General features: G+C 41.3%; 20 protein-coding genes and 1 pseudogene. 3 read left to right on the top strand and 18 right to left on the bottom strand.

What is annotated here, in order from left to right:
• Position 1: 1 nt before the first annotated feature.
• The 9 genes and pseudogenes from ACWGXJ_RS25405 to ACWGXJ_RS25445 all read right to left on the bottom strand — a co-directional run bounded on the left by ACWGXJ_RS25405 (position 2) and on the right by ACWGXJ_RS25445 (position 12,702).
• Entirely contained in the window at positions 2 to 967 is a 966-nt protein-coding gene (locus tag ACWGXJ_RS25405) for a hypothetical protein (RefSeq protein WP_452567985.1), read from the bottom strand.
• A 43-nt stretch (positions 968 to 1,010) separates the two neighbouring features.
• Entirely contained in the window at positions 1,011 to 1,415 is a 405-nt protein-coding gene (locus tag ACWGXJ_RS25410) for a hypothetical protein (protein ID WP_452567986.1), read from the bottom strand.
• Between the two features lie 551 nt (positions 1,416 to 1,966).
• Positions 1,967 to 2,299: pseudogene (locus ACWGXJ_RS25415) on the bottom strand (phage holin family protein); the annotation flags it as partial.
• A gap of 42 nt (positions 2,300 to 2,341) precedes the next feature.
• On the bottom strand, positions 2,342 to 2,497 hold the full coding sequence (locus ACWGXJ_RS25420) for a hypothetical protein (protein ID WP_452567987.1): 156 nt from the start codon (positions 2,495 to 2,497) through the stop codon (positions 2,342 to 2,344).
• 425 nt (positions 2,498 to 2,922) lie between these two features.
• Entirely contained in the window at positions 2,923 to 7,284 is a 4,362-nt protein-coding gene (locus tag ACWGXJ_RS25425; RefSeq protein WP_452567988.1) for a hypothetical protein, read from the bottom strand.
• Between the two features lie 13 nt (positions 7,285 to 7,297).
• Positions 7,298 to 8,008: a DUF6063 family protein gene (locus tag ACWGXJ_RS25430; protein ID WP_420540442.1), complete on the bottom strand. Its 711-nt coding sequence runs from the start codon at positions 8,006 to 8,008 to the stop codon at positions 7,298 to 7,300.
• On the bottom strand, positions 7,989 to 9,551 hold the full coding sequence (locus ACWGXJ_RS25435) for a hypothetical protein (RefSeq protein ID WP_452567989.1): 1,563 nt from the start codon (positions 9,549 to 9,551) through the stop codon (positions 7,989 to 7,991). The genes ACWGXJ_RS25430 and ACWGXJ_RS25435 overlap by 20 nt, the downstream gene beginning before the upstream one ends.
• Positions 9,541 to 10,629, bottom strand: coding sequence for a Wadjet anti-phage system protein JetD domain-containing protein (locus ACWGXJ_RS25440; protein WP_452567990.1), 1,089 nt, complete (start codon positions 10,627 to 10,629; stop codon positions 9,541 to 9,543). The genes ACWGXJ_RS25435 and ACWGXJ_RS25440 overlap by 11 nt, the downstream gene beginning before the upstream one ends.
• Positions 10,630 to 11,745: 1,116 nt before the next feature.
• Positions 11,746 to 12,702: a hypothetical protein gene (locus ACWGXJ_RS25445; protein WP_452567991.1), complete on the bottom strand. Its 957-nt coding sequence runs from the start codon at positions 12,700 to 12,702 to the stop codon at positions 11,746 to 11,748.
• A 91-nt stretch (positions 12,703 to 12,793) separates the two neighbouring features.
• Here ACWGXJ_RS25445 and ACWGXJ_RS25450 point away from each other — a divergent pair, with 91 nt between their 5' ends.
• Positions 12,794 to 13,090 carry a hypothetical protein gene (locus ACWGXJ_RS25450; protein ID WP_452567992.1) on the top strand — a complete coding sequence of 99 codons (297 nt, stop codon included), beginning with the start codon at positions 12,794 to 12,796 and terminating at the stop codon, positions 13,088 to 13,090.
• A 521-nt stretch (positions 13,091 to 13,611) separates the two neighbouring features.
• Here the strand turns inward: ACWGXJ_RS25450 and ACWGXJ_RS25455 are convergent.
• The 8 genes from ACWGXJ_RS25455 to ACWGXJ_RS25490 all read right to left on the bottom strand — a co-directional run bounded on the left by ACWGXJ_RS25455 (position 13,612) and on the right by ACWGXJ_RS25490 (position 20,802).
• Positions 13,612 to 14,118 carry a hypothetical protein gene (locus ACWGXJ_RS25455; protein ID WP_452567993.1) on the bottom strand — a complete coding sequence of 169 codons (507 nt, stop codon included), beginning with the start codon at positions 14,116 to 14,118 and terminating at the stop codon, positions 13,612 to 13,614.
• Positions 14,119 to 14,673: 555 nt separating this feature from the next.
• Positions 14,674 to 14,898 (bottom strand): hypothetical protein, encoded by a 225-nt coding sequence (locus ACWGXJ_RS25460; protein ID WP_452567994.1) that lies wholly within the window; start codon positions 14,896 to 14,898, stop codon positions 14,674 to 14,676.
• Positions 14,895 to 15,647 (bottom strand): hypothetical protein, encoded by a 753-nt coding sequence (locus ACWGXJ_RS25465; RefSeq protein WP_452567995.1) that lies wholly within the window; start codon positions 15,645 to 15,647, stop codon positions 14,895 to 14,897. Before ACWGXJ_RS25465 ends, ACWGXJ_RS25460 begins: the two co-directional genes overlap by 4 nt.
• Before the next feature lie 1,770 nt (positions 15,648 to 17,417).
• Positions 17,418 to 18,350 (bottom strand): cysteine synthase A, encoded by a 933-nt coding sequence (gene cysK, locus ACWGXJ_RS25470; RefSeq protein ID WP_452567996.1) that lies wholly within the window; start codon positions 18,348 to 18,350, stop codon positions 17,418 to 17,420.
• Between the two features lie 174 nt (positions 18,351 to 18,524).
• A complete protein-coding gene (locus ACWGXJ_RS25475) occupies positions 18,525 to 18,710 on the bottom strand; it encodes a hypothetical protein (protein ID WP_452567997.1) in 186 nt (61 codons plus the stop codon).
• Between the two features lie 301 nt (positions 18,711 to 19,011).
• On the bottom strand, positions 19,012 to 19,692 hold the full coding sequence (locus ACWGXJ_RS25480) for an HAD family hydrolase (RefSeq protein WP_452567998.1): 681 nt from the start codon (positions 19,690 to 19,692) through the stop codon (positions 19,012 to 19,014).
• Positions 19,693 to 19,711: 19 nt separating this feature from the next.
• Positions 19,712 to 19,984, bottom strand: coding sequence for a hypothetical protein (locus ACWGXJ_RS25485; protein WP_452567999.1), 273 nt, complete (start codon positions 19,982 to 19,984; stop codon positions 19,712 to 19,714).
• A gap of 203 nt (positions 19,985 to 20,187) precedes the next feature.
• Positions 20,188 to 20,802: an AfsA-related hotdog domain-containing protein gene (locus tag ACWGXJ_RS25490; protein WP_452568000.1), complete on the bottom strand. Its 615-nt coding sequence runs from the start codon at positions 20,800 to 20,802 to the stop codon at positions 20,188 to 20,190.
• A gap of 359 nt (positions 20,803 to 21,161) precedes the next feature.
• Between ACWGXJ_RS25490 and ACWGXJ_RS25495 the strand changes: the two genes are divergently transcribed.
• Complete coding sequence (locus ACWGXJ_RS25495; protein WP_452568001.1) at positions 21,162 to 22,013, top strand: hypothetical protein; 852 nt, start codon at positions 21,162 to 21,164, stop codon at positions 22,011 to 22,013.
• Positions 22,014 to 22,194: 181 nt separating this feature from the next.
• Here ACWGXJ_RS25495 and ACWGXJ_RS25500 read toward each other — a convergent pair whose 3' ends face one another.
• Positions 22,195 to 22,461, bottom strand: coding sequence for a phage holin, LLH family (locus tag ACWGXJ_RS25500; RefSeq protein WP_452568177.1), 267 nt, complete (start codon positions 22,459 to 22,461; stop codon positions 22,195 to 22,197).
• 129 nt (positions 22,462 to 22,590) lie between these two features.
• Here ACWGXJ_RS25500 and ACWGXJ_RS25505 point away from each other — a divergent pair, with 129 nt between their 5' ends.
• Positions 22,591 to 22,890, top strand: a complete 300-nt coding sequence (locus ACWGXJ_RS25505) for a DUF3862 domain-containing protein (protein ID WP_452568002.1) — start codon at positions 22,591 to 22,593, stop codon at positions 22,888 to 22,890.
• Positions 22,891 to 23,222: the final 332 nt, after the last annotated feature.

The raw sequence follows: 23,222 nt of genomic DNA on the forward strand, positions 1-23,222 counted from the left end.
TCTACTCCTGGTAAGGTGTGACGTCCAATGCCTTTGCCACATCCAATATTGTATTGGCGTAGCTAAAGGAATGGTCCGTCGAGCCCGCAAACAATAATCCGACCATCCGATTCTGCTCGTCCACGACCACTGAACCCGAATCCCCGTTATCTGAGAAGATTCTATTCTTTCTGCGATCCGGAACAATCTGGATTTGCCTGCGGAAGGTGATCTCGCCGAACTCAGGACCGCAATCGACAGGAACACTATTATCTACGCCATCAATGATTCCATAAGTAAGGTTGGTCGCAAAACCCTGCTTACGAACTGCGCTATCTTTGACCCAATCCGCGATTTCAGTAACTTTACCGATGTTCAAAATCTCGGAGGAAGGCTCTTTGCCCCGGATATCACAAATGGCGGCATCCAGTTCATTGCCGGCCGGGCCGTACTTTGATTTTAAACAAGCCTCTTTGACCTCACCTATAATATCCGCAGTATCGTTTGAGATAACCGGGGGGTGGGCAATCGCATCCCCCGGCTTCCACTCTGTATTGACACACATGATATGGAAGTTACTTAAAGCATGGGGGGCTCCGTCCCTCTTCTGAACGATGGCCCCCAATGTTCCGATTACGGTCGATCCGTTGTTGGTTTTCACCCGGCTGATTCCTGCTCCGCCCACAAGGGGGTCATGTTTCACTCCTCTAACCGCAGTTTCTTCGCCTTGCAATACTTCCAATACTTGAAGAACGACTTTACCGCGCACGATAACGTCCGTCGGTGTGCCTTCAACCGTTATGGGAATGAGATCCGCTGCGGGTACATCTTCCTTCTTATCCACGAAAACGCGTATAGCCAGCCTATCGGTCATTTTACCGTTCACATACTTGTACCCGACATCCATCCCATTGACGTTAGCCTTACGTATCCATTCGCCTTCAAGAGCTCTTTTAATGCGGATTAACGGATCTAATTTAGCGTCCATGAAATTTACCCCTTTCTTCTGGTAGCTAATAATGCGGAAGCATTCATATCATAGGTCTTGGTACATCCCTATAATTAACGGAGCCACCTACTTTTCCTTCGATAAATGGCATCGATGCCGGATAGGATCCGTGTTTTATTAGTTGTTCAATCAATGGCTCCGATAGCTTGGCAGAGCGTTCTTTAATGCTTGGTTTTGTCCCCCCACCGTCAACGTCTACACTTACGATAACCAGTTTGCCCTCGTCATCATCCGTAAAGTTTAGTTTTAAAGGAAGCCTTGCAACTTGCGGTCTTAAATTTTCATAAAACTCAATGAACTTTTCGTTGATTATAATCTGATGAAACTCACCTTTAAACACAAGTCCGAAATACATCCAGACCAGTCCTTTCGCATCGTTTTTTATTAATGAAATTATTTGTTTTTTTCGTCCAAATATGTAATCCATTGTATGAAAAAACTTGTCGCGACTAGCAGAGAGTCTAATCTAATAGATAGAATTCCTTTTCCCAAAATCGATTAGAGAGGGAACTCAATTTAAGTTGCCTATCGGCCGACGTTTATCTTTAGCTGCTCACAGAAATTTGCATCAGTCATAGCAGTTGAAGACATGGCTTTTCCTCCTCCATACCGTACAATTCCCTAGCTACTTCCCCCACCCTTGCCTTTTTTCTCTACACATTCACTATGAAATCATGAGTTTGAGTGTGGAAATTGAAATATTTTGAGGGGGCTCTATGATACCAAGAACATCTGAATAAAGATGTAGCCCACCTATGCTTGACGATCTACTCGGTTATGATTACTTCTTGTCCTTACGTTTGGACAAGAACTTATAACGATAAAATAAAAACCAGCTAATGTTTGTCAAGCATTGGGGCTGACCCCCTTAACGTGAGACAAATCAAAACACCTTCAAGAGAATCAAGCCATGTCGTAAGATATGGAGATAACCTTGGAGGTGTTTTTACGTTGGCAACGAGAGTGAGTTACCCCCTCATCCCGGAATAGGTGCGAATCGCCTAAGACTCCATCAATCAGATGGGATACTGCTACCATTGCAAAAATAAATACCTTTGGGGCGATACCGATAAGACCAATCTTGCTTTTCAAACCGGGTCCGGTACCCTTCTTACCTTCTGCTCCAGCAGCAATAGCCCAGTCACATAATCAATAATGACCAGAGCAAGCAACACCACCAATACTCCCGACCACCCACCGTATAAAGTCACAGCGCTGCTCTCTAAAGCGGTGCTGAATTTAAGAATCTCCCACTTATCCAACCTTCTTTCCCCCGTCTCTCCGTTCAGGAAACTTTTCCTGAGCTATCATCATCTGTTTTCTGTTCCTTTTCCTCTTGGGCCTGTATCTCTGCTAATGTGCATTTCCTACTGCTATATCCAAACCTTTAAGTATTTCTTTCCGACGCGCTGGTTGTGAAGCAATGACAGCAGAAATGACCTCAGTCAATTCTTCAACTGGCCTTGTTAGATCCAGTTGTATATCCAATGTAGACTTGATCTTTGCCACGGTTTTTATCATCTCCTTGAAGTAGAATTTCGACGACTTGTGGTTGAACGCAAATAAGCCCCTGAATTATCAGAGGCTTTCATACTTATATCTTAAATTGGTTCTGTTGCTTTAACGCTGCGGATTTTAGAGGGAATTATTGTTCGGTAAATATATAGTTGTAGACAGACAACGCGATTAGATAACAGGCAGGATAGTTGAGTAATGAGTTAGTAAAATGATTTGAGTATACGAATGTTACAAGTGTAAATGTGACCTTACTTTGGTAAACAACAGAAAAAGGCTCTTACGAGCCCTTTAATGTACAAAGGATTTTACTTTTTTCATAATATTATCACCATTGGTAGTAAACAAAATGTAAGTTTGACATGCGAATGTATAACCGATCAAGCCCTACTTGTTGTATAAGAAGGGCTTTGCTTGGTCTATTTCGTTGCGTAAGACAAGTGACCGATATTCATTTTTTCTGGATTGGTTTGAAGCACTTCTCTACCGCCAACTTGGTAGTATCGATTGCTAATAACTACATCAAAGTGTGTCCGGATTTCTTCATCCCGAATAGCAGTCAAACAAATTAATTGAATTTTATTCTTCTGCGCAAGTTCAATGATTGGTCGAACCACATGTTCTGAAGATGCTTTACCGAAAGGATTATCGGCAATGATGGTTTTCCACATGGTTTCTTTGGCGTGCATTTTTTTGCGGATATGCGTAATCAAAATCATAAACATGACCATGTAGGAAGTGTACCCTTCTCCTCCGGACCAACTCGCTGCCTCTTCCCATCGGTGATAGGTCACTTCTTGTTGCAACATCGTCTTTTTACGCGGTTTTACAATAGTTACAATGCAGTTTGCAATAGGTGCAATCTGATTTAGAAGCTGAACCGACGTCAATTGAGATAACATATACTGGTCAATGGCTTCGTCTGTTTTTCCTTCTCGTTTATATAATTGAATCATTTCCAAAAGATTGTTGATGTAGAGTTTCAACGAGGCCCGAGCCGAGACCTCATCATTACGATTCCAAGTCATATCCACCATCTGAATCGTTCTGTTGTACAACTCGACTTTGGAATGTTTTGGAATTTCGCATATGCTTTCATAAAGCGTATTGCCGCGCTGGTAGGATTGCTCAACCAATTCCTGCAAATCCGATTCAAGTTCAGCCAGGTTCAAAGCCAGATTATGCTTCATTTGCTCAAGTGCATTAAATACTTGAAAAAAACAGGATAGGACGTACTCAAAGTCAAAGAGTCTTCCCGTTTCCACCAAAGACTGACCCAATTCTTTTTCAAACTGTTTGACCTTTGCATTATTCGTACTTACGAGGATAGCCTTATAAGCGTTATAGGTTTCTGTTGTTTTAACCTTCTCTTCTTCGTGAGCTTTTTTTGCTTTCCGGAAGACGGTCAATTTCGACTTAGCCCAATCGTACGCTTTCTCAATTCCGTCCCATTCTTCCGGAGTCATCGGCGAATAGCTACCCGCTGCTTCGGAACTAAAATCATCTGAACCTTCAAAATGGTCAAAGGCCTTGGTGATATCTGACGATTGTTCTCTCTTTGTTTTCATATCTTCTTGCGTTTGTTTCAGTTCAGCAAGCGCGGTTTGATGTTCAAATGCGTAGCCTTCCAATTCAAACTCATGCTGCTGACCAAATACAAACGGTGGTTTCTTATACTTCTCAGCAATTGCACTCGTCTTTCCTTCCATTACACCTTCACGCCAAGTCTTCTTCGATTTCAAGTCATCTAGGGATGTTTGTTTATTACTTTGTGTATCTTCAAGCTTTGCAATTTTTTGTTCCACCGAGGAGATCTCGTCGCCTTGTACGGAGCGTTGATTTACTTCACACCATGAAAGTGATACCGATTTCTTTTCAATGAAGCTTGATGCTTCGTCCATACGCTCTTTGTAGTTATTACGAAGCAAAATCGATTCGTTTAAACTTTTGTTTTTGTTTTCGAGTTCATCCCGTACAGAGACCCAATTCGATTTAGATGACAAAAAGGTCTCCATAGTTGAAACATCAATGTTTTCAGTACGAAGGCGCTGTAAACCGAGTTCTTTTCCCATTCGTTCAAGCGCACTCTTTTCTCTTAACCGTTCCTGGTGCGCCCTATCTCGTTGAGTGGCATGTTCATTTAATCGTTCTTGATCAGACTCCATCTTCCGCAGAATCTCATCTTGCTCTGCAATTTGCTGTCCAATCGTGTGGTGGTCGTTCGCTACAAATTTCAGGTCGGAGAACTCACGTATAAATTGCTCCAACGCATCTCGCTGTTTGGCCAAGGGCTCGATTTCCTTCTGACAATCTTTGATATCATCTTCGTACGTTATAATTTGTGCTGTTGTATCTTCTGCTTGCTTTTTCAACTCTTTGAGTTCCTTACCCATTTCGCTCAAAATACCGTTGTGCCTATTGAGTTCCTCGTTCATCTTGCTCTCTGAGTAAACGTCATATTGCGCATAAAACTCTTTTGCGGAACGTAATACTTCTCGTCTGTGTGACTCGTTATCCTTCGTTGTTTGGTAACGTGAGGTGATGTTTTCTAGCTGCTGTTTGGTTGACTTTTTTATAGTCTCAAGTTCGGCCCGAGAAGAGAAAAGCTTGACATCTAAGTTTTGAAATGTATAAAATCCATCTTTAAGCACCGCCATTGAAGTGCCGTATAATTCACCTGGAATCAGCGATTGCTTTATTTGGAACAGGAACGGAATTTCGTACTTCTTTCCGGCTCTCCGTTCTAAGGAGCGAGTAATAGTCGGCATTAATCCCTCATCCACAACAAACGAAAAAGGTAGTAAAGGGAAGTTATCCAAATATGCCTGTTTTTCCTCTTCACTCATGCTTTGTTCGGATAACCACTCACTCCCGAGTGACACCGGTGCACCATCGCGCTTTAACTGCACTTTCAAATCAATCATGGCCTCGTGTGGAACGTAGAAGTCGTGTTTATCAAGAAGATCAACTTGACCTTTCAATTCTGCCATATCAAGAGCTAGCTTTTCCTTTTCTTTTTCAAGTTGTCCAATTTCAACACTCAATCCAAGTACATGCTCCTCTTGATCGCCAAACAAGTCGAATGTCATAACACCGGACTGAAGATATAGTTGATTGAGTTTTTCTTTTTCCTCTTCATAGGTTGCAATTAACTGCATCTGGGTCGTAATCAGATGCTCGATGTTTGCAAATGCAACGCTAGTCGAAATTTCCTTTGTGCTAATTTCGGTAAGGGTATTATCGCAAGTCTTGATTTGCGTGTCATTATCCTCGATTTGCTTTTTTAACGCGTCAATACTAGCCTCTACGCTTGCTTTCGTATTATCGGGTGTGAAAACTGCCGCCTCACCGAACAACGCTCCTAACCGCTCTTTCTCTGAGTTATAGCGGCTAATATAAGCACCCAGCTCTGAATGTTTACGTTCCAGTGCTGTTTTCGTTTGCTCATTTTCTTTTTTGTCTATCTTTAGCTTCTCGATTTCGCGTTTAACCTCTACAATGGCTTTTGAAGCTTCGTTTACCTTTTCAAATTCTTGCGAAACCAGGCTATTCCAGGACAGTTCGGTTGCTTTGAAATAATACTCTATCTGCTTTTGTAACTCCGGATGACTAGCACCCATGAGTTCGATATCTTTAGATAACTTGGTCCACTTTGACTTATTATCCAAATATGCTTCATAGGTTTGTAGTGCCTCAAGTTCAGACTTCTTTTGTCGCTCAATCTCAATTTGACTCTCAATCGTACTAAGATCTTCTTTGAGTTTAACGATTTCCTCATTCAACTTGTTGATTTCTAAGAATTCGAAATGGATTGGATGACTCTCCTTCTTCCATTCGAGCTCCAAAATCTGTTGTTTCATTAATTCTTCCTGTGTCAGAAGCGAAGCGATATTGGTGTCTAAAAACTCTTTTTTCTCTTTAAAACTCACATACGAGCGCATCATGGCAGTCGTAGCCGTTTCAAGTTCTTCTTGTTTCTCTTTTGCAGCCTCAACCGCTTTAATGACGGTTTCCGCATGAGAGGCGATAACTTCAAAATCCGAGATATCTTGCCTGGTTTCCGGGATTTTCAGTAAGTTATCTTTATACGTACTGTACGCTGAATGAATTTGTTTCTTCGCCGCTTCATCTCGGAAAATAATGCTTTCAACTGTCGGAATAAATACTTGTGTTACTAAGTCTTCTGTCTTCTTTGCTTTTGCAAAATAATCGGATACACCAGATTCATCTCCGTTAATTTTCCGAATGGCCTGCCACTCTTCTTCGATTATATGAAAGTTACGTAGGGCGCGTTTGTATTCCGTTTGCGTATCGTAAATCGTCACTATAGGATGCTCGACTTTGCGCAGGAAGGAACGAAGTTCATTGTATTTTGTCACGGATTGGTTTGTTTGTAGTGGCAGCGAACGAATTGTAAGTCCGCTATTGTCGTTATATTTGTAAATGTAATTGAAGTACTTCAGGTCATCTTCGTCCTTTTCTGCGTTCATAAACGAAAAGCCTGTACATACGTAGAAAGGATTGTCGCCTTCTACATACCATTCCGTTGCGATATGTCCATATGTCTGTTTCGCAAGCGTTTTTTTAAGCTGACGACCGGCAATCGAAGAGTTAGGCAGAACAGTTTGGGTAATGAGCTGTATCAAACTTGTTTTCCCTCCTCCGTTTTCGAGCAGTTGCAGCACATTAAGACCATGCATCTGCCAAAGGGTGTCTGGGATGATTTTTTTACCTTCGTCTAAATGAATGCCTACCATACGAACATCGTTTAATACAGGCATTTTTGTTCCCCCCTTATTTGAATAGCGTCAGTAGTTGATCTTTACGCTGTGTGTGATAGTAATACCGGATAATAAGCAAGTTCATTTTATCAGTAATGCTAACTTCACTGTCTTCTCGAAGTATAATTAAGTCTTCGTCTTGTAAAAACTTCAAACAGTGCAGAATAAAACCAATTTGATTCTTCTTGGTATTGCGAATGTTCTTGGCTTTTTCGTTGTATTCCGGCAATGCTCCCCAGGCGTTAATAATGCCAGTAATATCAAGCATGGTCCTTATGGTTTGATTTTCAAGCTGCGTTTCGGAATAAGACTGGAATTCGGAGATGTGCTTTTTCATAATATTCTGGATGGTTTCGACTCGAACAAACTGATTTGCTGCAAGCGTGTGGTCCTCACTGTTAAAGAACTGCGACAAGAGGACAATGATGCAGAAGTAGAACAAGTAGATTTGCTCGTTCGAATCAAGTCCGAGTCGTTTCTTCAGTTCCGCATTGGAATAGCTTAGGAGATGGTTATCCAGTTGAGGAACGAGAAAGATATTGTTCTCGGACTCAAATATTTTCACATTGGCCTTCGGCTCAAACACTTCGCTCAGGAGCCGCTGTACGTTATCATTGCGGTAGAGTTTAATAGATTCCACGTCTTTTTTATCAATCTTACCGGCATTCACTAGTTGAAGAAACAAGCTAAATGCATCTTCTACCTCACTTTTTTGATATAGCATATAGGTCCCCCCGCTCTACTACGAAATCGGATAATTTGAAGCCATTATCGAATGTAATGATATTGTCGGTCGGACGAAAAGAAAAATGACCGAGTGGTTGAAGATCAGGATATTCGTCAACCAGTTGCGCCAAACATCGTGATAATGTCGGTAAATGCACCTGGATCTCCTGTTTGATTCTATCGAATTTGTTGTAATCACTTTGGTGAAGATCAACAAGGAACGAGCAAAAGTGTGCTTGGTTTGTTATCTCTTGATAGAACTTCTCATTCTCTTCCTTTAAGTTGTCTAGAACCGTAGAAATATGAATTTTGTCATTTTCCAGAAGCGGAAGAAGTACGATACGTAAGTAGCGACTAATTCGTTCCAGACGTAAGCGTTCTTTTTCTTTCTCTTCCATTTCTATCTGCAAAATCAAATCTTCATCCACGACTGGCACTTCAATCTCCCTTTCCTGTTTGCGCACCTGCCGTTTTTGTTCGGAGAAAATGACCGCAGGATTAAAGTAGGATGGAATCCGAAGCGGCATAAGGGGGTTAATGATTTGTTTGAGCGCATCCAAGTTCGCACCGGTTCGAACCACTTCTTGCAGGACCTCTCGCTCGAAATTAAGCTTTACAGAGAACGCATGTAAGATGAGTGATTCAAGTGCATTCGTCATGGCGTACTGAAGCCTTTGTTTCTCTTCAAAAAGCGACTCGTGAATGGACATCGCATCTTGGATTTTGCGATGAATCTCATGTATCAAATCGAGTCCCTTTTCTTCTTTCTCAGTCAGTTCACCGTTGTAGTAACTGGTTAGCTTCTCATCTACCAGCCCTTTTAAACTACGGAACATTTCGCGTTCGCGCTCCATCTTGTCATGTGCGCTGCTTAAGCGTTGTTCTAGCTCTTGTCGCTTCGAAACACCTAGCGCATCCCGCATAATATCCGAGCGTAAAGAGCGCATTTTTGACTTTTCACTTTGAATGAGACCAATCATATCGATAGCTGCCTTTAATGCTTCATTAAAAAGCCCTTTCTGCATCTGTTGTTTAAAGTAAAGTTGTGTGATGGAGATTTGCAGCTCGTTGTACATTTCTTTCGTCTTAAACAGAAATTCAAGTCCCTTGTCTGTTAGCTTGATGTTGCTTCGATCTTCTTTCAGTTCAGATATACTCAGATTGTCATATTCAATCAGGTGAAACGCATATACCTCGTCCGATTTCGTTTCAAAACTATAGTAAGAGAACTTGTGGGGTGCTCCATCATTACGCAAAAACTCACGCACGAGGACAAGTCGGTACTCACTTGCTTGTTCAATGCTTAAGTGAATATCACATCGCTCCGAAAGTAAGGTTTGCAAAAACATGGTTAGACTTTCGGTCGTTGTTGGTGTGTTGGAGAGCATGTTATCGAGTATGAATAGCAGCGTCGCAAGTCCAGCAGATTCGTTCGGATATTCGCTGTATCGCGTTTTCTCTTGCAAGTTGATGATGGACGAAAAAACGGCGATATTTCGCATCCGTTCATCAAAGCCTTGCAATATGCGTTCAAGATTCATGGTACTCCCCTTCCTCGCCATGCAGACGCAAAAAATCACTTCGGTTTAATCCCTCTTGAGGCAGATAACAGCCGCTATCAACGATTTCTTTTATTTCTAAGCACATTTCATTATCGATGAAACTAAAAAATGCTTCATTATTGGCTTTGGCGTTTTCTTGCTTCTTAGAACGCTTCGGCTTGCTCCGATTTCGGTATTTAGCTATTAACGACTCGTAAAATGGAATAAAGGGCGAGATATCAACTGTGGCCACTTTGTGTAGGCTGGAGAAGATAGAAATGCCTTCAGGGTCAATATCACCGAAATAATAAGCATGGATAGTCTTGTCTCGACATTCCTCAATATCATCCATGAATTCGATGCTGCTTATTATCTTTTTGCCTTCGCCGTAAATGAGCATATCGAATGTAGTTCCGCACCAACAGTTCATACCATTTTTAAATAACAACCGAAGTGTATGGAACGTATCCTTGTTCTCCAAAATCAACGCGTTCACTACCGTCTTTTCCATTGACTCTTTTTTAACATAAAAAAATGGCTCCGGGGTCCGATAACAGTTGAAAACGTCCAAGTCAACTTTGATGCGATTAAGCAATGCGCTCCCAGCTTTACTTGTCATCCATTTCTCATCACCAAACAACTCAAATGACCGTTCATTCACCGAAACAATGCAGCTGAGGTTGTTGTGACTTTCACTGCGCAGAAACGCATTAATCGCTTCCAAATAAAACATGTCCTCTTGAAATTGATCAGGCGCTTTTAAGTAGAATGTCATCGTCAATTTGGGATGAAAGCTTGTTAGAAGACGACGTTCCAATTGTGCCTCCACTGTTGCTTCTTCTACTCTTACCTGGTAGTAGTTGTAGAGTGGGCGAAATAATCCGTTTGTTTTACGAGCGATAACTGGCTGAATTTTATTCTCGGATACAAGCTCTTCCATGATGGCATGAAATCGGTCGTAACCACCTTGTTCATGGTATTCCTGTTTGAGATGTCGATATACATATTTCTCTAAATCATCCGTAGCAAAGCGCTTCCCTTTTATATTACTAATGAATGTTATTATCGTCTTTTTCAATCGCGATTCTCCTTCATGCAAATCAAGTAAGGTACTTCTGTTTGTTTCCAAAATCATCGATAATGCAATCGATACAATAATTTTCCTCGTGTGGAAAAATTGTACCAAACACTTGTTGTGGTAAATAGTCAAATGGAAATTATCTCTGCGATGTTCATCTGGTTTCTAGGAACGCCCGTGACATAACAATTTTATTCACAAATCTAGGAAACAGAGTAGTCAGTAATCCTGAACTACGATAAGGATTGAATCGGACTAACTTTGGAAAAATAGCAATCCCAGAATTACGCAGTCTTGTTGCAGCAACCATTTGACGATAGGTAATAAATGCTATGACTATTGCTACTGCCAAAAAAGATGCAAAAATAGAGGCACCGATTGATCCTGTAACTGAATAGATAGAAGAACGGGGCTATTAGCGCAATTCCTGCAATAGCCTCCTCAATAGAACTTTTCTGTTTTCTTCTCCGTCTTCTAGTCATTAATAATTCCCCCTTATTCTGTATATATCGTCAATAAAGTGATTGGAATTAATAGGTAGAAGGAAAGCGCGCTGCGGAATTGAACCGCGCAAGGGTTCTGACCAGGCTGTTCATGTTTTCCGCTGGTTAACTGGTTCCTTGCCGCCTGCACGTGCCGTAAAGCCCCGGAATAATCCGGGGAGTGACTCTGGATATTGCTGAACTACAGGAGCTCTGCTGCGAGCTGCTTGAGCACCAACGGCGTTGGGATGAGTTGGCCATCACCTTTGTTGCCCTTGACATATGCCTTGTCCTCAGGCATAATACACAACTTCCTGATCCTCGACGACCGGGTAACCTCTCTCGTCGTCAGTCAGGCTTGTTTGTACGTACTTTCCGTGCTGCGAAGCGTGCGTCATGAAGACGCAAGATGTTGTCCTTACTCAAAAATGCGAAACGTGGTTTTGCAGACATACTCATGTCCTCTTGAAATGGTTTTGTTGAAAAATCAAAAAGGTCGGCACATTGCCGACCTGATTTACCGAGGCTCGAAAGCTGCGGTGCGTTCCTTATTTGATTTTCCATAATACAAATTTACGTCATTAAAAGTCCAACCTCGGAACATAAAGAGGCCATTCTCCCATCAAAAATATTACTACTCCCATTGGCCAATCGTGAAATTACTTCTCCAACTCCAAAAATCTCCTAATCCAGTACCAGTAATACTCACAGAGCCTAAAGATATAGCAAATGGGACCTCAGTGTATGAATGAGCATAACTATTAGCAAAGCTTCCTGTACCACCACCATGCGCTACTGGTATTCTTACTTCAGTATATAAAGTTCCGTATTGTTCTTTGATAGGTATTAAGCGGACCGAACCAATAGTTCCCAAAACTTGTGATTGGTCAATATTACTGAATTCACCATCCTGCCAGTTTCCATTTGCTGTACGATAAAAGAAGTCAGCTTTTGACCCAACGGCTGAAGTATGGGATTGGAAAGCATGCGCTACCCTATCAGATAAGGTAATCCAAGGGATGTTGCTCCAGTTAAAATGGGTTCGATATGAGTACTTGTACTCTCTACCATTAGCTGTCTTCCCCATATAATGAATTGAAGAAGTACCTGAAAAAGTACCGTCGTTAACTGATCCCATTGCAGATGTGCTAAACTTATCACCTTTTATTTTCTTTAAATCAGCTTCTTTGATTTTGTTAATTTCAGCTTCATTTTCTGGTGTAATTATATGCTCCTTACCACTAAGATCAAAGTACTTGTGAACTATTTCACTTTGGGTTACATTAACTTTTACGCCACCCTCAGTAATGAGGTAAACTTTTTCCGCCTCAGAGAGTTCTTCACTTTCTTTTTCGGTATAACCCATTTCGCTTAAGATCTCATACTGTTGTTTCTCCGTCAAAGACTTTGCATTCTCAATCGGCTCAATACGACCATCAGAAAATTTTTTAACCGTTAGATTGTTGTCAATTTTCAGGGGAGTATAGTCCATTACTTTCATTTCTTCCGAACTAGACGCGCTAACTGAGCCTTGAGAAAACGCCAGAAGTCCAACTATCACAAGCGAGAGTAACCCTGTCTTCTTTTTCATTCTCTACCTCCAAGGTGGAATAATATTGTAATTCTATTACCAATATTATCATAGATATAGTATAATGATCAAATATTGGAGGTGTATTCAAATGTTAGTGACAAAAAATAAAAATATAATATTCATTTTAAAATTTGTATTTTTTTTGCTAATCATTGGCTGTATTTATTATTTTTCAGGATCTCATCCAAGTGAAAACGCTAAATTAATTGAAGTTAAAGATGATTACTTAGTCATCCAGAGCAATGCCTCTAACGGAGGCAAGATTAAAAAATTATATATATCTTCAAAGTCGGTTATCCCTCCTCTTGTTGTGGGGAAGGAATATTACTTCGTGTCTGACCAAAGATATTTCCAACGTCCATATATCCGTTTTGTAGAAGACTAAAGTAAGCAAAAGTCGAAGAAAACGATCTTCGACTTTTGTTTTTTTATACAATTTGGATATTTATATATATTTCCGTTTTAACGTTAAGGTTCAATGCAGTCCCTAGTATGTGATAGCTTCAATTTTTGTCTACGAAATGTGTTGTCACTAATTCCTAGCTCACCACACCTGATATAATCGAATTCCCCTTTATTATCAAGATGACTTTTCAGAACCACCTCACGTTGCACATAATGGAAAACTTACTCATCGTCAGTTCCAACAAACTGTCCTTTGCCTCAAGCTCTGTTTCCTTATTAATAATTATATGGAGCTATCTCCTCCCTCAGTGTGCTGGCCTCATTGCTAGGTTGATGCTCTCTAAATAAATAGTCCTGAGAAATCTCCACTTCATGCAATACATTACCTGTTCACCGTAATTTATCTTTTTACAGCTACACTACCTATTGAAGGAAACCTGATATGTGTATCTGGTTCCATCAAATATTCTCCAGATGTCAAAACAAAAGCGTCAGCTCGGTCTAGTGACTTAAGCCCACGCTCTTCATATCCTTCTTACTTTCAAGCAGCATTCTCCCTATACTGATTATATTCCATTTACGAGTTGTAAGTTCGGTTATTAGTACATCATCGTCTGGTAACTGGAAAACACTTGGATCTCCATTTATGAAATTGCTCATATTCTGTTCTAATTTTTCCTTAATGGATGCCCACATTTCAGTAAATAGATTTCCATAGTGCTCATCTAAAAAAGAAGAACCATTATTAATTGGAATGATTTTATATGGTAGTCCTTCTTCAGCTACGATTTCATTTAGTCGATCTGTGACTCCTCCGCCTACGACGCTATCATTAACTCTTATTCTGATTCGGTTATTCAAAAAAACACCATGGTTACTGCCGGCTGGGTGATTAGCCTGGCAAAAGAGCTGCATGCTACTCATCCATATATGGATGGATGGTGTTCCTCTACAACTCTTGGCCCTATGCCAGCAAACATGAAGTTTCATCATCACCAAACCGTGCAACGTCTCCCCCTATAGTTAGCATGACCCGGCGGGTTCCAGCCTCACTTCTTTAGCTGCAAATTTAAGCCACTTTCAACGAAATAAATGTATCCGATTCTCCACGGGGAAATTCACCTTCAATCCGGACTCTCCACACACCAATTCATTACGGAGTGTTCTACGAATGGGGATATTCTTTTTCTTGTTGGTTTCCTGTATAAAAATGTAGGTTCCTTTGACGAACCAACCTTAAGGTGAAGAATGTGTGATATCCGTAAACCCGTGTTGATGCCGACCAGAAACAGTATATAGTCTCTTTCGTTCTTATCGCTTTATGGCTTCCAAATTTTTAGGATCACGGATTGACTGAATGAAGTTCATAACACTTGGCTCCTTTCGGTTTTATACGGTTGTATGACAGCTACACGCAAATCTGTTTAATCCAGATCGCGCTCTTGTACTTACAATCACGACAAATACCCGGCTGCTTTTTTGAGCTAGCCGGGATAGAGGACGTTTTACTGATTTCAATACTACAACAGTTTCCCAATATAAAAAAAGCATCCGTTAAGAAGCTTAAGTTTTACCGCCTTCTTTAAGTTTGATGAAGTCTTTTCCATTATTAGTCAAACTTAAATTATTAGTAAAAACTGTTGTAGCTCGATCTTCATTAGGTAAAAAAGAGATGTGGTTGACTAATTCCTTACTTTTCACATCCTTCATATACTCAAGAAATTCATCAAAATCTAGCCCTAATTCAATATGTGTGAATCTTTCCTTTTTCGATTCAACTAATTTCAAAATATTATAGATAATATCAATTTTTCTTCTTTTGTCTTCTTTAATATCAGCATCTGATGATAATTCAGAGCTGTTTTATTCGAATTATCAATCTCCTTATATCTATCATAAAATCCATATTTTTTTAATAACATTAACCGCATTTGTTGTTCATTATTCAAGTTATAAAGTATTAAAAATTCATTATCAGAAGTTTTGATACTCAGAACATCTGCAAGAACTTGCTTTTGTTTATTATCAATATTTGATTGATCTATAAACTGTAGGGTATAAAAAAATATTCTATGATAGCTTACAAAAAAAGGTTTATAAACAGGTTTTTTCTGTTCCATTTTTACAGAGTCGTTGTAATATTCAACAACAGCTTCGATACCAACCAGCTCTTCATAAAGAACGGGGCGCTTTCTTACAAACCCTTTTATGCCATCTGGCCTCCAAGAAAAATCATTAACAAGCTGATCTTTGATAGAAATAAGATTAAGTACAGTATCCTGGGTAACTTGAAAATTAAGCAGTTGTTGCTGTGTTTCCAGTTGTTCTGCCGATTTTTTAGTAGCTTCAGCCTGCATTTTTAGATCTTGAATTTGGATTTTTTGTACCTCTCTCTGTAGTTCTAGATCTTGTCTTTGCAATTGAATGGTATACACCACCGCAGCAAAAGCTAAACCTGAGAATAGTACATTCACTGATCCGAACATATCTCCAAAAGTCCCTCGGTCTGCCCAGTTGTCAGTTGAAAAATATAACACAATTCCTGCTACACATCATATGATAGCTACGACTATCAATACTAAAAGAAATGACCATTTTGATTGCTTCTCTTTCTCTACTTTCATTTAGACCCGCCTCTCGCTAAATAACAAACTATGATACTTTCGAGCAACGACTCTCAGACACCTTCTTTTGTAAAAAAATACTTCCTCAAGATATTATCATTACACACAGCGGAATCGAATCACTTCTTTACCTGTGCGCCAAAAACCCTGCTAAATCGGTAAGTGGTAATTTATAACATGCGGTTACTGCTAATCCGCCATGCCTGAAGTAGGCCTTCAGTGGACATCCTGCTTGCTCAGTCAAAAGGTAGATGTGTCAAAAGCGTAGGGGCAATCAGTTCCCGTCTGATGTTTAAACGTCGAGTATTTAGATTTCTTCTGGTTCTGGTTTGTTCTCAGTAATGATAGGTAAAACCTCCTCGAACCATCAAAGTCTTCCACTTCTCCTTTTTTTGTTTTAAGTTATGTAAAAGAAGAAAGAAAGGAGGCGAGAACAATATTTATAAAGGCAGTAGGTAAGGATTTTAACACAGTTCATAATCCTCAAATTCCAGTTGAAGTGGGTGGTTCAGTCTTTGGTTATTGTGCAAAGGATCTTCCAAGTACTATATGCGGACATCCGAAGTTTGAAAATCCTTTTAATCTGATCTTCTTAGAAGTTGAACCTATAGACCCAACGGACTATACCAAATTTGAAGATGGCACTTTTTGCTTTCAAGAGATGCGGATTATTCGTATCATAGAGTTTGATGAGCTAAGAAAATTGGACTCATCCTTTGACCAAAGATGTACTTATTTTGAGAAACAAAAGGAAAGCGACGATAATAAAAAATCTAACAAGCTAGCACTTGTTATAAAATGGCTTCTAAGTTGTATACACCTCAAATGAAAAAAGGAACAAGCCAAGAGATCCATCTCTTGGCTTGTTCCTTTTGGTTTAATACATTATTTGTCTTATTCTGAGCTTGAAATCTGAAAAACCATAATCGTTGAGAATCAGTTTATGTTAGGTACCTAGCCTAATTAGATTTGCCTATTTATCAATTTATTACGTGTTTTCATTCATATTCATGAGAGTTTTATATTTCACTAATTTCTGGTTCTTATAAATTAGTAGGTATTTCTGGTGCAAATGCCAAGCTCACATGATTTTCCCGAGTTATTCGCACCTCGGATCCCGTAGCCATATTCCTTGCCCACAGGTTGCTCCAGCCAATGTATTTCACCACTGCGCTACCACCGTTTTATTTCGGATGCAGGGCTCTCCATGACCTCTCGTACCGGTGTACTAACTTCGATGGCTTTCATCCTTACTTTCAAGGGATAGCTCACTCCTGTTGCCAACGCAAAAACACCTCCAAAGTTGTCCACCACATCTTACGACATGGGAGCATTTTCTTGAAGGTGTTTTAATTTGTCTCATGCTATAGGATCAGTCCCACGTTTCAGATCGTCTTAACAGATGTCTTTTTTACGTTCTCTACCTTGAAAGAATAATACCAATATAGCGACTTTTTAAGCGACCATTTTCTTTTCCTTCGACATGTAAGGATTTGTTTTAACTTTATTATTACAAAAACGAAGTCAGATCATTTTCGCTATTTTATTGTATTTTCAACCATAATACTCAACACATGTTTGAATGTCTCAATAACACACAAGGGGCTCTTTTTTTCAAAGTGTCCTTCTTGTAGGTCATAGTCCAGATCTAATCATAGGGGTCTTTTTGGCACTTTCTTTATTTTAAAAGTCAAACAACGGAGTAGACAAGTAACGTTCACCAGTGTCCGCCAAGAGCACGACAATGTTTTTACCTTTATTCTCAGGAAGCTTCGCAATTTGCGTCGCCGCATAGGCCACAGCTCCGGAAGAAATACCGACAAGCAGTCCTTCGCTTCTGGCCAGCAACCGTGCTGTTGCAAAAGCATCTTCATTCTTGACTTTGAACACTTCATCCACATATTCACTATTGTAGTTATCCGGAACGAAGCCTGCTCCGATACCCTGAATATGGTGCGATCCAGGCGATCCGCCGGAAAGCACCGGTGAATCAAACGGTTCCACGGCGATGACCTTGACCAAAGGTTTGCGCTCTTTCAGCACTTGGCCGACGCCTGAGACCGTTCCGCCCGTGCCGACGCCTGCAACAAAAATGTCCACTTCTCCGTCGGTATCGCGCCATACTTCCTCCGCTGTAGTTTTACGGTGGATCTCCGGATTGATAGGGTTCTTGAATTGCTGCGGAATAAAGGAGTTTGGATTCTCGGCAGCCAGTTCCTCCGCACGTTTAATCGCGCCTCTCATGCCTTCCGCTCCCGAGGTTAACACCAGTTCGGCACCAAGCGCAAGCAGAAGCTTACGGCGTTCGATACTGAATGTTTCGGGAAGCGTAATGATCAGTTTATATCCAAGAGCCGCAGCGGCGAAAGCCAGCCCGATTCCGGTATTGCCGCTGGTTGGCTCGATAATGACAGAGTCTTTGTTGATCAGTCCTCTATCTTCGGCGTCTTTGATCATCGCATAACCGATGCGGTCCTTCACACTGCCGGCGGGATTAAAATATTCCAGCTTAGCAATCAAATTTGCTTCAATATCTTGGGTTTGGCTGTAGTTCGTTAATGCCAGTAAAGGGGTGTTTCCGATGAGATCTGTCAAATTCTGATAAATTTTAGCCAAATTAATCCCTCCAAACTATTAATCCCTACCTATTTACTATAATATTGATGCTATCACAGAATTTCCCTCTCCACAATACCTTATTTCCCCTCTGGCTCCATCTGATATACAGCAAATTCGGATCAGACATCAAGCAATGACGTTAATTAGCCGAATCGTGAATCGATCGACGCATCAAACACTTGACGGCACTGAATTTTGGCTTCCCTGCAAGTCGTAAATATGGTGCGGACCGATCCTTCCGTTCAGCAGGGCAAATCTTATAACCGTCCGTTGTGCGGAGGAGAATATGCGGTAAGCTATGCTTTTATGCTCGTAGAAGTCCAAAGGAAAAAAGCTTTTTTCAATTTCGCTCGGCATACCCCGTATTCCTCCAAGGCGGCGGTAACTTTGCGATAAAAGTCCAGTAAACAGGCTTCAAAGCCCCACGGAAGAAAATAAGAGGTGCATCGAACAGTCCGTAGAAAACAGACCGTTCTTTTAAAGAATCCATATAACTCTTCCATAGGAAGTTCAGTATATCGGTTAATAAAAACCTTGGGGGCTCTATATTATGAGACATACGGCATTTGGGGATATGGTGCCGTCAAAATCGATCAAAATCATATCCGGCTTGGAAATTTCCGCCACGCTGCCACCTGCTCTCGCGATTTCCGTAGGATTACTGCGCATGATTCGACCAGACGGCTTGTTCGGCGGCTTCCAGGTCGATTCTCTCCAGCAGCTCTGCGTCAATTCCCTTAAGCGAATTCAACAAGTATTTCACCCCAGTCTGCTTCATATCCTCATACTGAAAAGGGGTCGATGGCACGCCAATGAAGGGCGCGTTCAACGATTTGGCTACCTCGGCCACCGTGTTCACATTGTCGATGAACAACACCTCATGGTATTCCAGTCCATAAATGTCGCGGGTAATCTCTTTGATCCCCGGCCGAAAATCGTTAGTACATATATACGTTTCAAAAAAAGGCTTGCAATACTTAAAATGGCTCAGGAGTTTCTCTTCCGCCAATCCGCCGTAACAAACCAGCCTTACATTCTGCGTGGAGAGCAGATTCAGAAACGCAAGGGCACCGTCAATGAGTCCCGAATCATGATTTGCCATATAGTTATCCCGTTCCCCGAAAAAATCCCGGAGCGAGTCGGCTTCGCTAGAGCTTACCCGGAACAGTTGTTTCAAGTAGGCGACCGCTTCCGAACGCTGCCGCGAAAAAACATTTCTCTCGATCTCGCGGGTATAGGGCATTCCCGCCTTCTTTACCAAGGATTTCTGCACTGGACTGAATGTGTCGGTCAGCAGGATGCCATCCACATCGCATGCAATCAGTCGAATTGTATTCATAGCTCAGTCTCCTTTGCATTTACCTTTGCAGTATTTCTTGTTCCGGGGGCTGCCCTGCGGTTGTAGCTTCTAAATCTTTTACATCGGCGGGAGCCTGCTTCTGTGATTTTTTCTTTTTGGTTGGCGGTGAAGCAGCTTCACGGAGCTGTCCTTCTCGCAAACCGGCGAGAAACTCCTCGGCCAGCAACAGGGATTGTATTTCATAGCTTCCGGCTTTGGCACCGTCTGACATAATCAGCCCTTGGCTGCAGCATATGGTTGTCTCCAACCTGAAAAGCTTCATGGCGCTCACTGTGTAAGACCACTTCCGCTGTCCGCAGGATAGGCCGCGTTAGCTTAATATTCATCGTTTTCAACACCGGGAGCAGTCCTCTTAACGGACGCTGGTCCGATCCGTTCTGGGCATAACCGAATACCCGCAAGCTTTGGCGGCATGCCTCCAGCAATACGACTGTGTCATGCCAGACTCCCGGAAAATCGCTGAAATAGGGGTTTTCAGGATCGATGTACAATTGGCACTCTAAACTTTTCGCGCTCCTTGCTGCTCTCCGCTCCGCTGATCATTACAATAATGTGTAGTCGTTTATTTACAAGCTCCTTAGATACAGGCAAAGACAGAGAAGTGTCATGTGTCCGGCTGGATGCTGCATCTCGCTCAGGCGGCAACAAATGCTTAATTTTATATGTACCGCTGGCGACCAGACGTCCCTCCTGTATAATTTCTGTTTTGTAGCAGCCGAGATCCACTTCAGCTCCGCCGGCCGGCGGAGCGATCGCATGAACAACAGCTTTATTCGCTTTATGGCAATAATCATGAAATGCAAGCTGAGCCTCATACACAAAAACCGGTTCTTTCGGGTCCAGTCCCAACCTGAGCAGTTGCCCGGTTTTAGCCAATTGTCCCATCGCCTCAGCCAACTGCAGCCCGGAGATATGATCAAGCGGATGATCAAAAAAGAAAGGATGCGTTTCGTCAACAATTAAAGTTCCAGACATGGTAAACGGATCATCTGAAGTAATGCGGACATTGTCACAAACAAGATTTTGGGCAATCTCCTTCTGTCCACCATACACAGCCTGTATAGTCTTCTGATCCCGGCTTTCCGGCAATGCGGCAGCCCTCGAAACCCTCCGCTTATCCCAGATATGACCGGCCAAACGACGTACGGTTATCTCTTCTTGTCACGATTATATTATATTTTTTGATTGGTTAGTTGTACGGAATCTACTGGTGCAGGATTAGGCTCGGGTGCAGATTGAACCTGAGCAGGAGCAATGGACGTTATCTCTGCTGTAGCCTGTGTCAAGAAATCATTAAGCTTTGCAGCTAAGGCTCCATACAATTTCTTTAAATGTATTCTGAGTAAGGGGAACAACCATTTTGCTTTGTATGTGGATAAATACCCCTAGTTCTGATAGACTATTTCCGTTGTAAATACATTTATTAACACAGGGGGAAAAGTCGCAATATGAACAAAAAGATTTTTATAACGGGTATGAGTGCCCTTGTACTAATGATGGGATTGGCTGCCTGCGGGAGGCAATCAAATGAAGAACAATCAGTCTCCTCGGAATCTGCACCAGCTGTTTCTGAAAAACTAGCTGCTCCACTATCTAAAGAAGAATTTGAGCAAATGTACTCAGACCCAGTAAGGTTCAAAGGACGTTCTGTGGATTTTTATGCAAAAGTAGCTACAGATCCTAGTAAAGAAAGTAATGCTATATATATTCAGGCCTATGTAGATCCTATAAATTCTGAAAAAAATACTATGATAGGTTATGCTGATAGTTCTCTTAAAGTCAAAGAGGACGATTTTATACATGTAACTGGAACTATTGCAGATGAATATGTAGGTGAGAATGTATATGGCGAGGAATTGACTGCTCCTGCCATCGAAGCTGATAAAATAGAAAAAACTGATTACGCTACCGCTGTAGCCCCTACATTGAAAACCATTACAGTAAACAAAATAGTGAAACAACATGGCTATGTAATGACTCTTCAGAAAGTGGAATTTGCCGAAGAGGAAACTAGGTTTTATTTATCAATTGAGAATAAGTCGAAGGATACAATTAACTTTAACCTTTACCACACTAAGTTAATTCAAGGAAGCAAGCAGTTTGAACCAGAAGATAGTTATTATGGTACAGACTATCCCGAGTTACAGTCGGACATACTCCCTGGGATAAAAACCGAAGGTATTCTGAGGTTTGAAGGAGTAAATCTCTCTAAAGGTAATTTAAAAATGATTGCTGAGGGTTCTTCGGAAAACTACAATCTTAATTTCGACCCATTTAAATTTATAATTTCAACTAGATAATTTTATAAAGACCCTGTATATGCAGGGTCTTTGCCATATCATTTAGAGGTCTAGGTATCTATTTTTTATTCAGTGGATAGAGGCGCTTGAGCAACTATATTTGAGACTTTTTCCAGTTCAGGTGTCGCAGCAGTGGTATCAGTCCCAGTAGCTTGTGAAAGGATTGCAGTGACTTGAGCAGCTAACGAAGATACAGCCTCCTTAGTTGCGGCCTGCGTTGCTTCTTCGCTCGGTTGCGCTTCGGTAGCCAGCACTGTCTTTGTCTTAGACTTATATTTAGATATGCCTTCTCAATTGCAGACCTTAGCTCTACTTGGGATACTATGATACCTTGACTGGAAAGAGTAAGTGAAGCATACTGCAAAGCCTCCTGGAGCTTTCGTTCGCCTCCGGCCTGCTTGAACGCCGTTTGAGCATAGGCAAAACCCTCTCCAGCAATCTTATGGATTACTTCTCTCTGTGCCGCTGTGGTACGCGCCTCAAGCCATGCGTTTGCTTTACCTTTAACTGTTGTTCAGTCCAGCCAAAACGAATGTCGTGAGTACACCTATGACGGCTGTAGCAATAGTTGTTACGTATGGCTGTACACTTTCGATTTTACAATGGAGATATTCAGGGACGTACAGTTTCGTCCTCTCAGAATTCATCAACCATCACCAAAGCTGAATATGAAAAGATCAAGAGTGGTATGTCATATGAGCAAGTAACAAAGATTATCGGCGGTCCTGGTGAGGCTATTTCTGAAGTTGGTGAAAAAGGGGACGAATTTTACACTGTAATGTATTCATATAACGGTGAAGGCAGACTTGGTGCAAGTGCCAATTTCACATTCCAAGGCAACAAACTACAAGCAAAAGCACAATTTGGCCTTGAATAAAAAAAACCGGAGCAATCCGGGGTTTTAATATTCTGTAAAAACCTATTCGCTGCACCTGGGGGCGTAACTATCTTTTGATCACAATCCCAGCCCTCTATACTCTATTATACAGATGATATGGCCATCTCCCGTAGTCTCAATAATACGGTTGAATTCTTGCCGAAACAAATTCAGACTCCCAGTAGTTACGCCTGAATAAACAACAAATTATAATCATTGAACGGCCTCAACCGCTTATAGCTGAGGGCGTCCAAATGCAATACATTTATTATTTTTTCAATGATTTCACTGATGAACAAGGATTCATGATAAAAGTATACAAACAGAAAAAT

Source organism: Paenibacillus sp. S33, assembly GCF_053615415.1.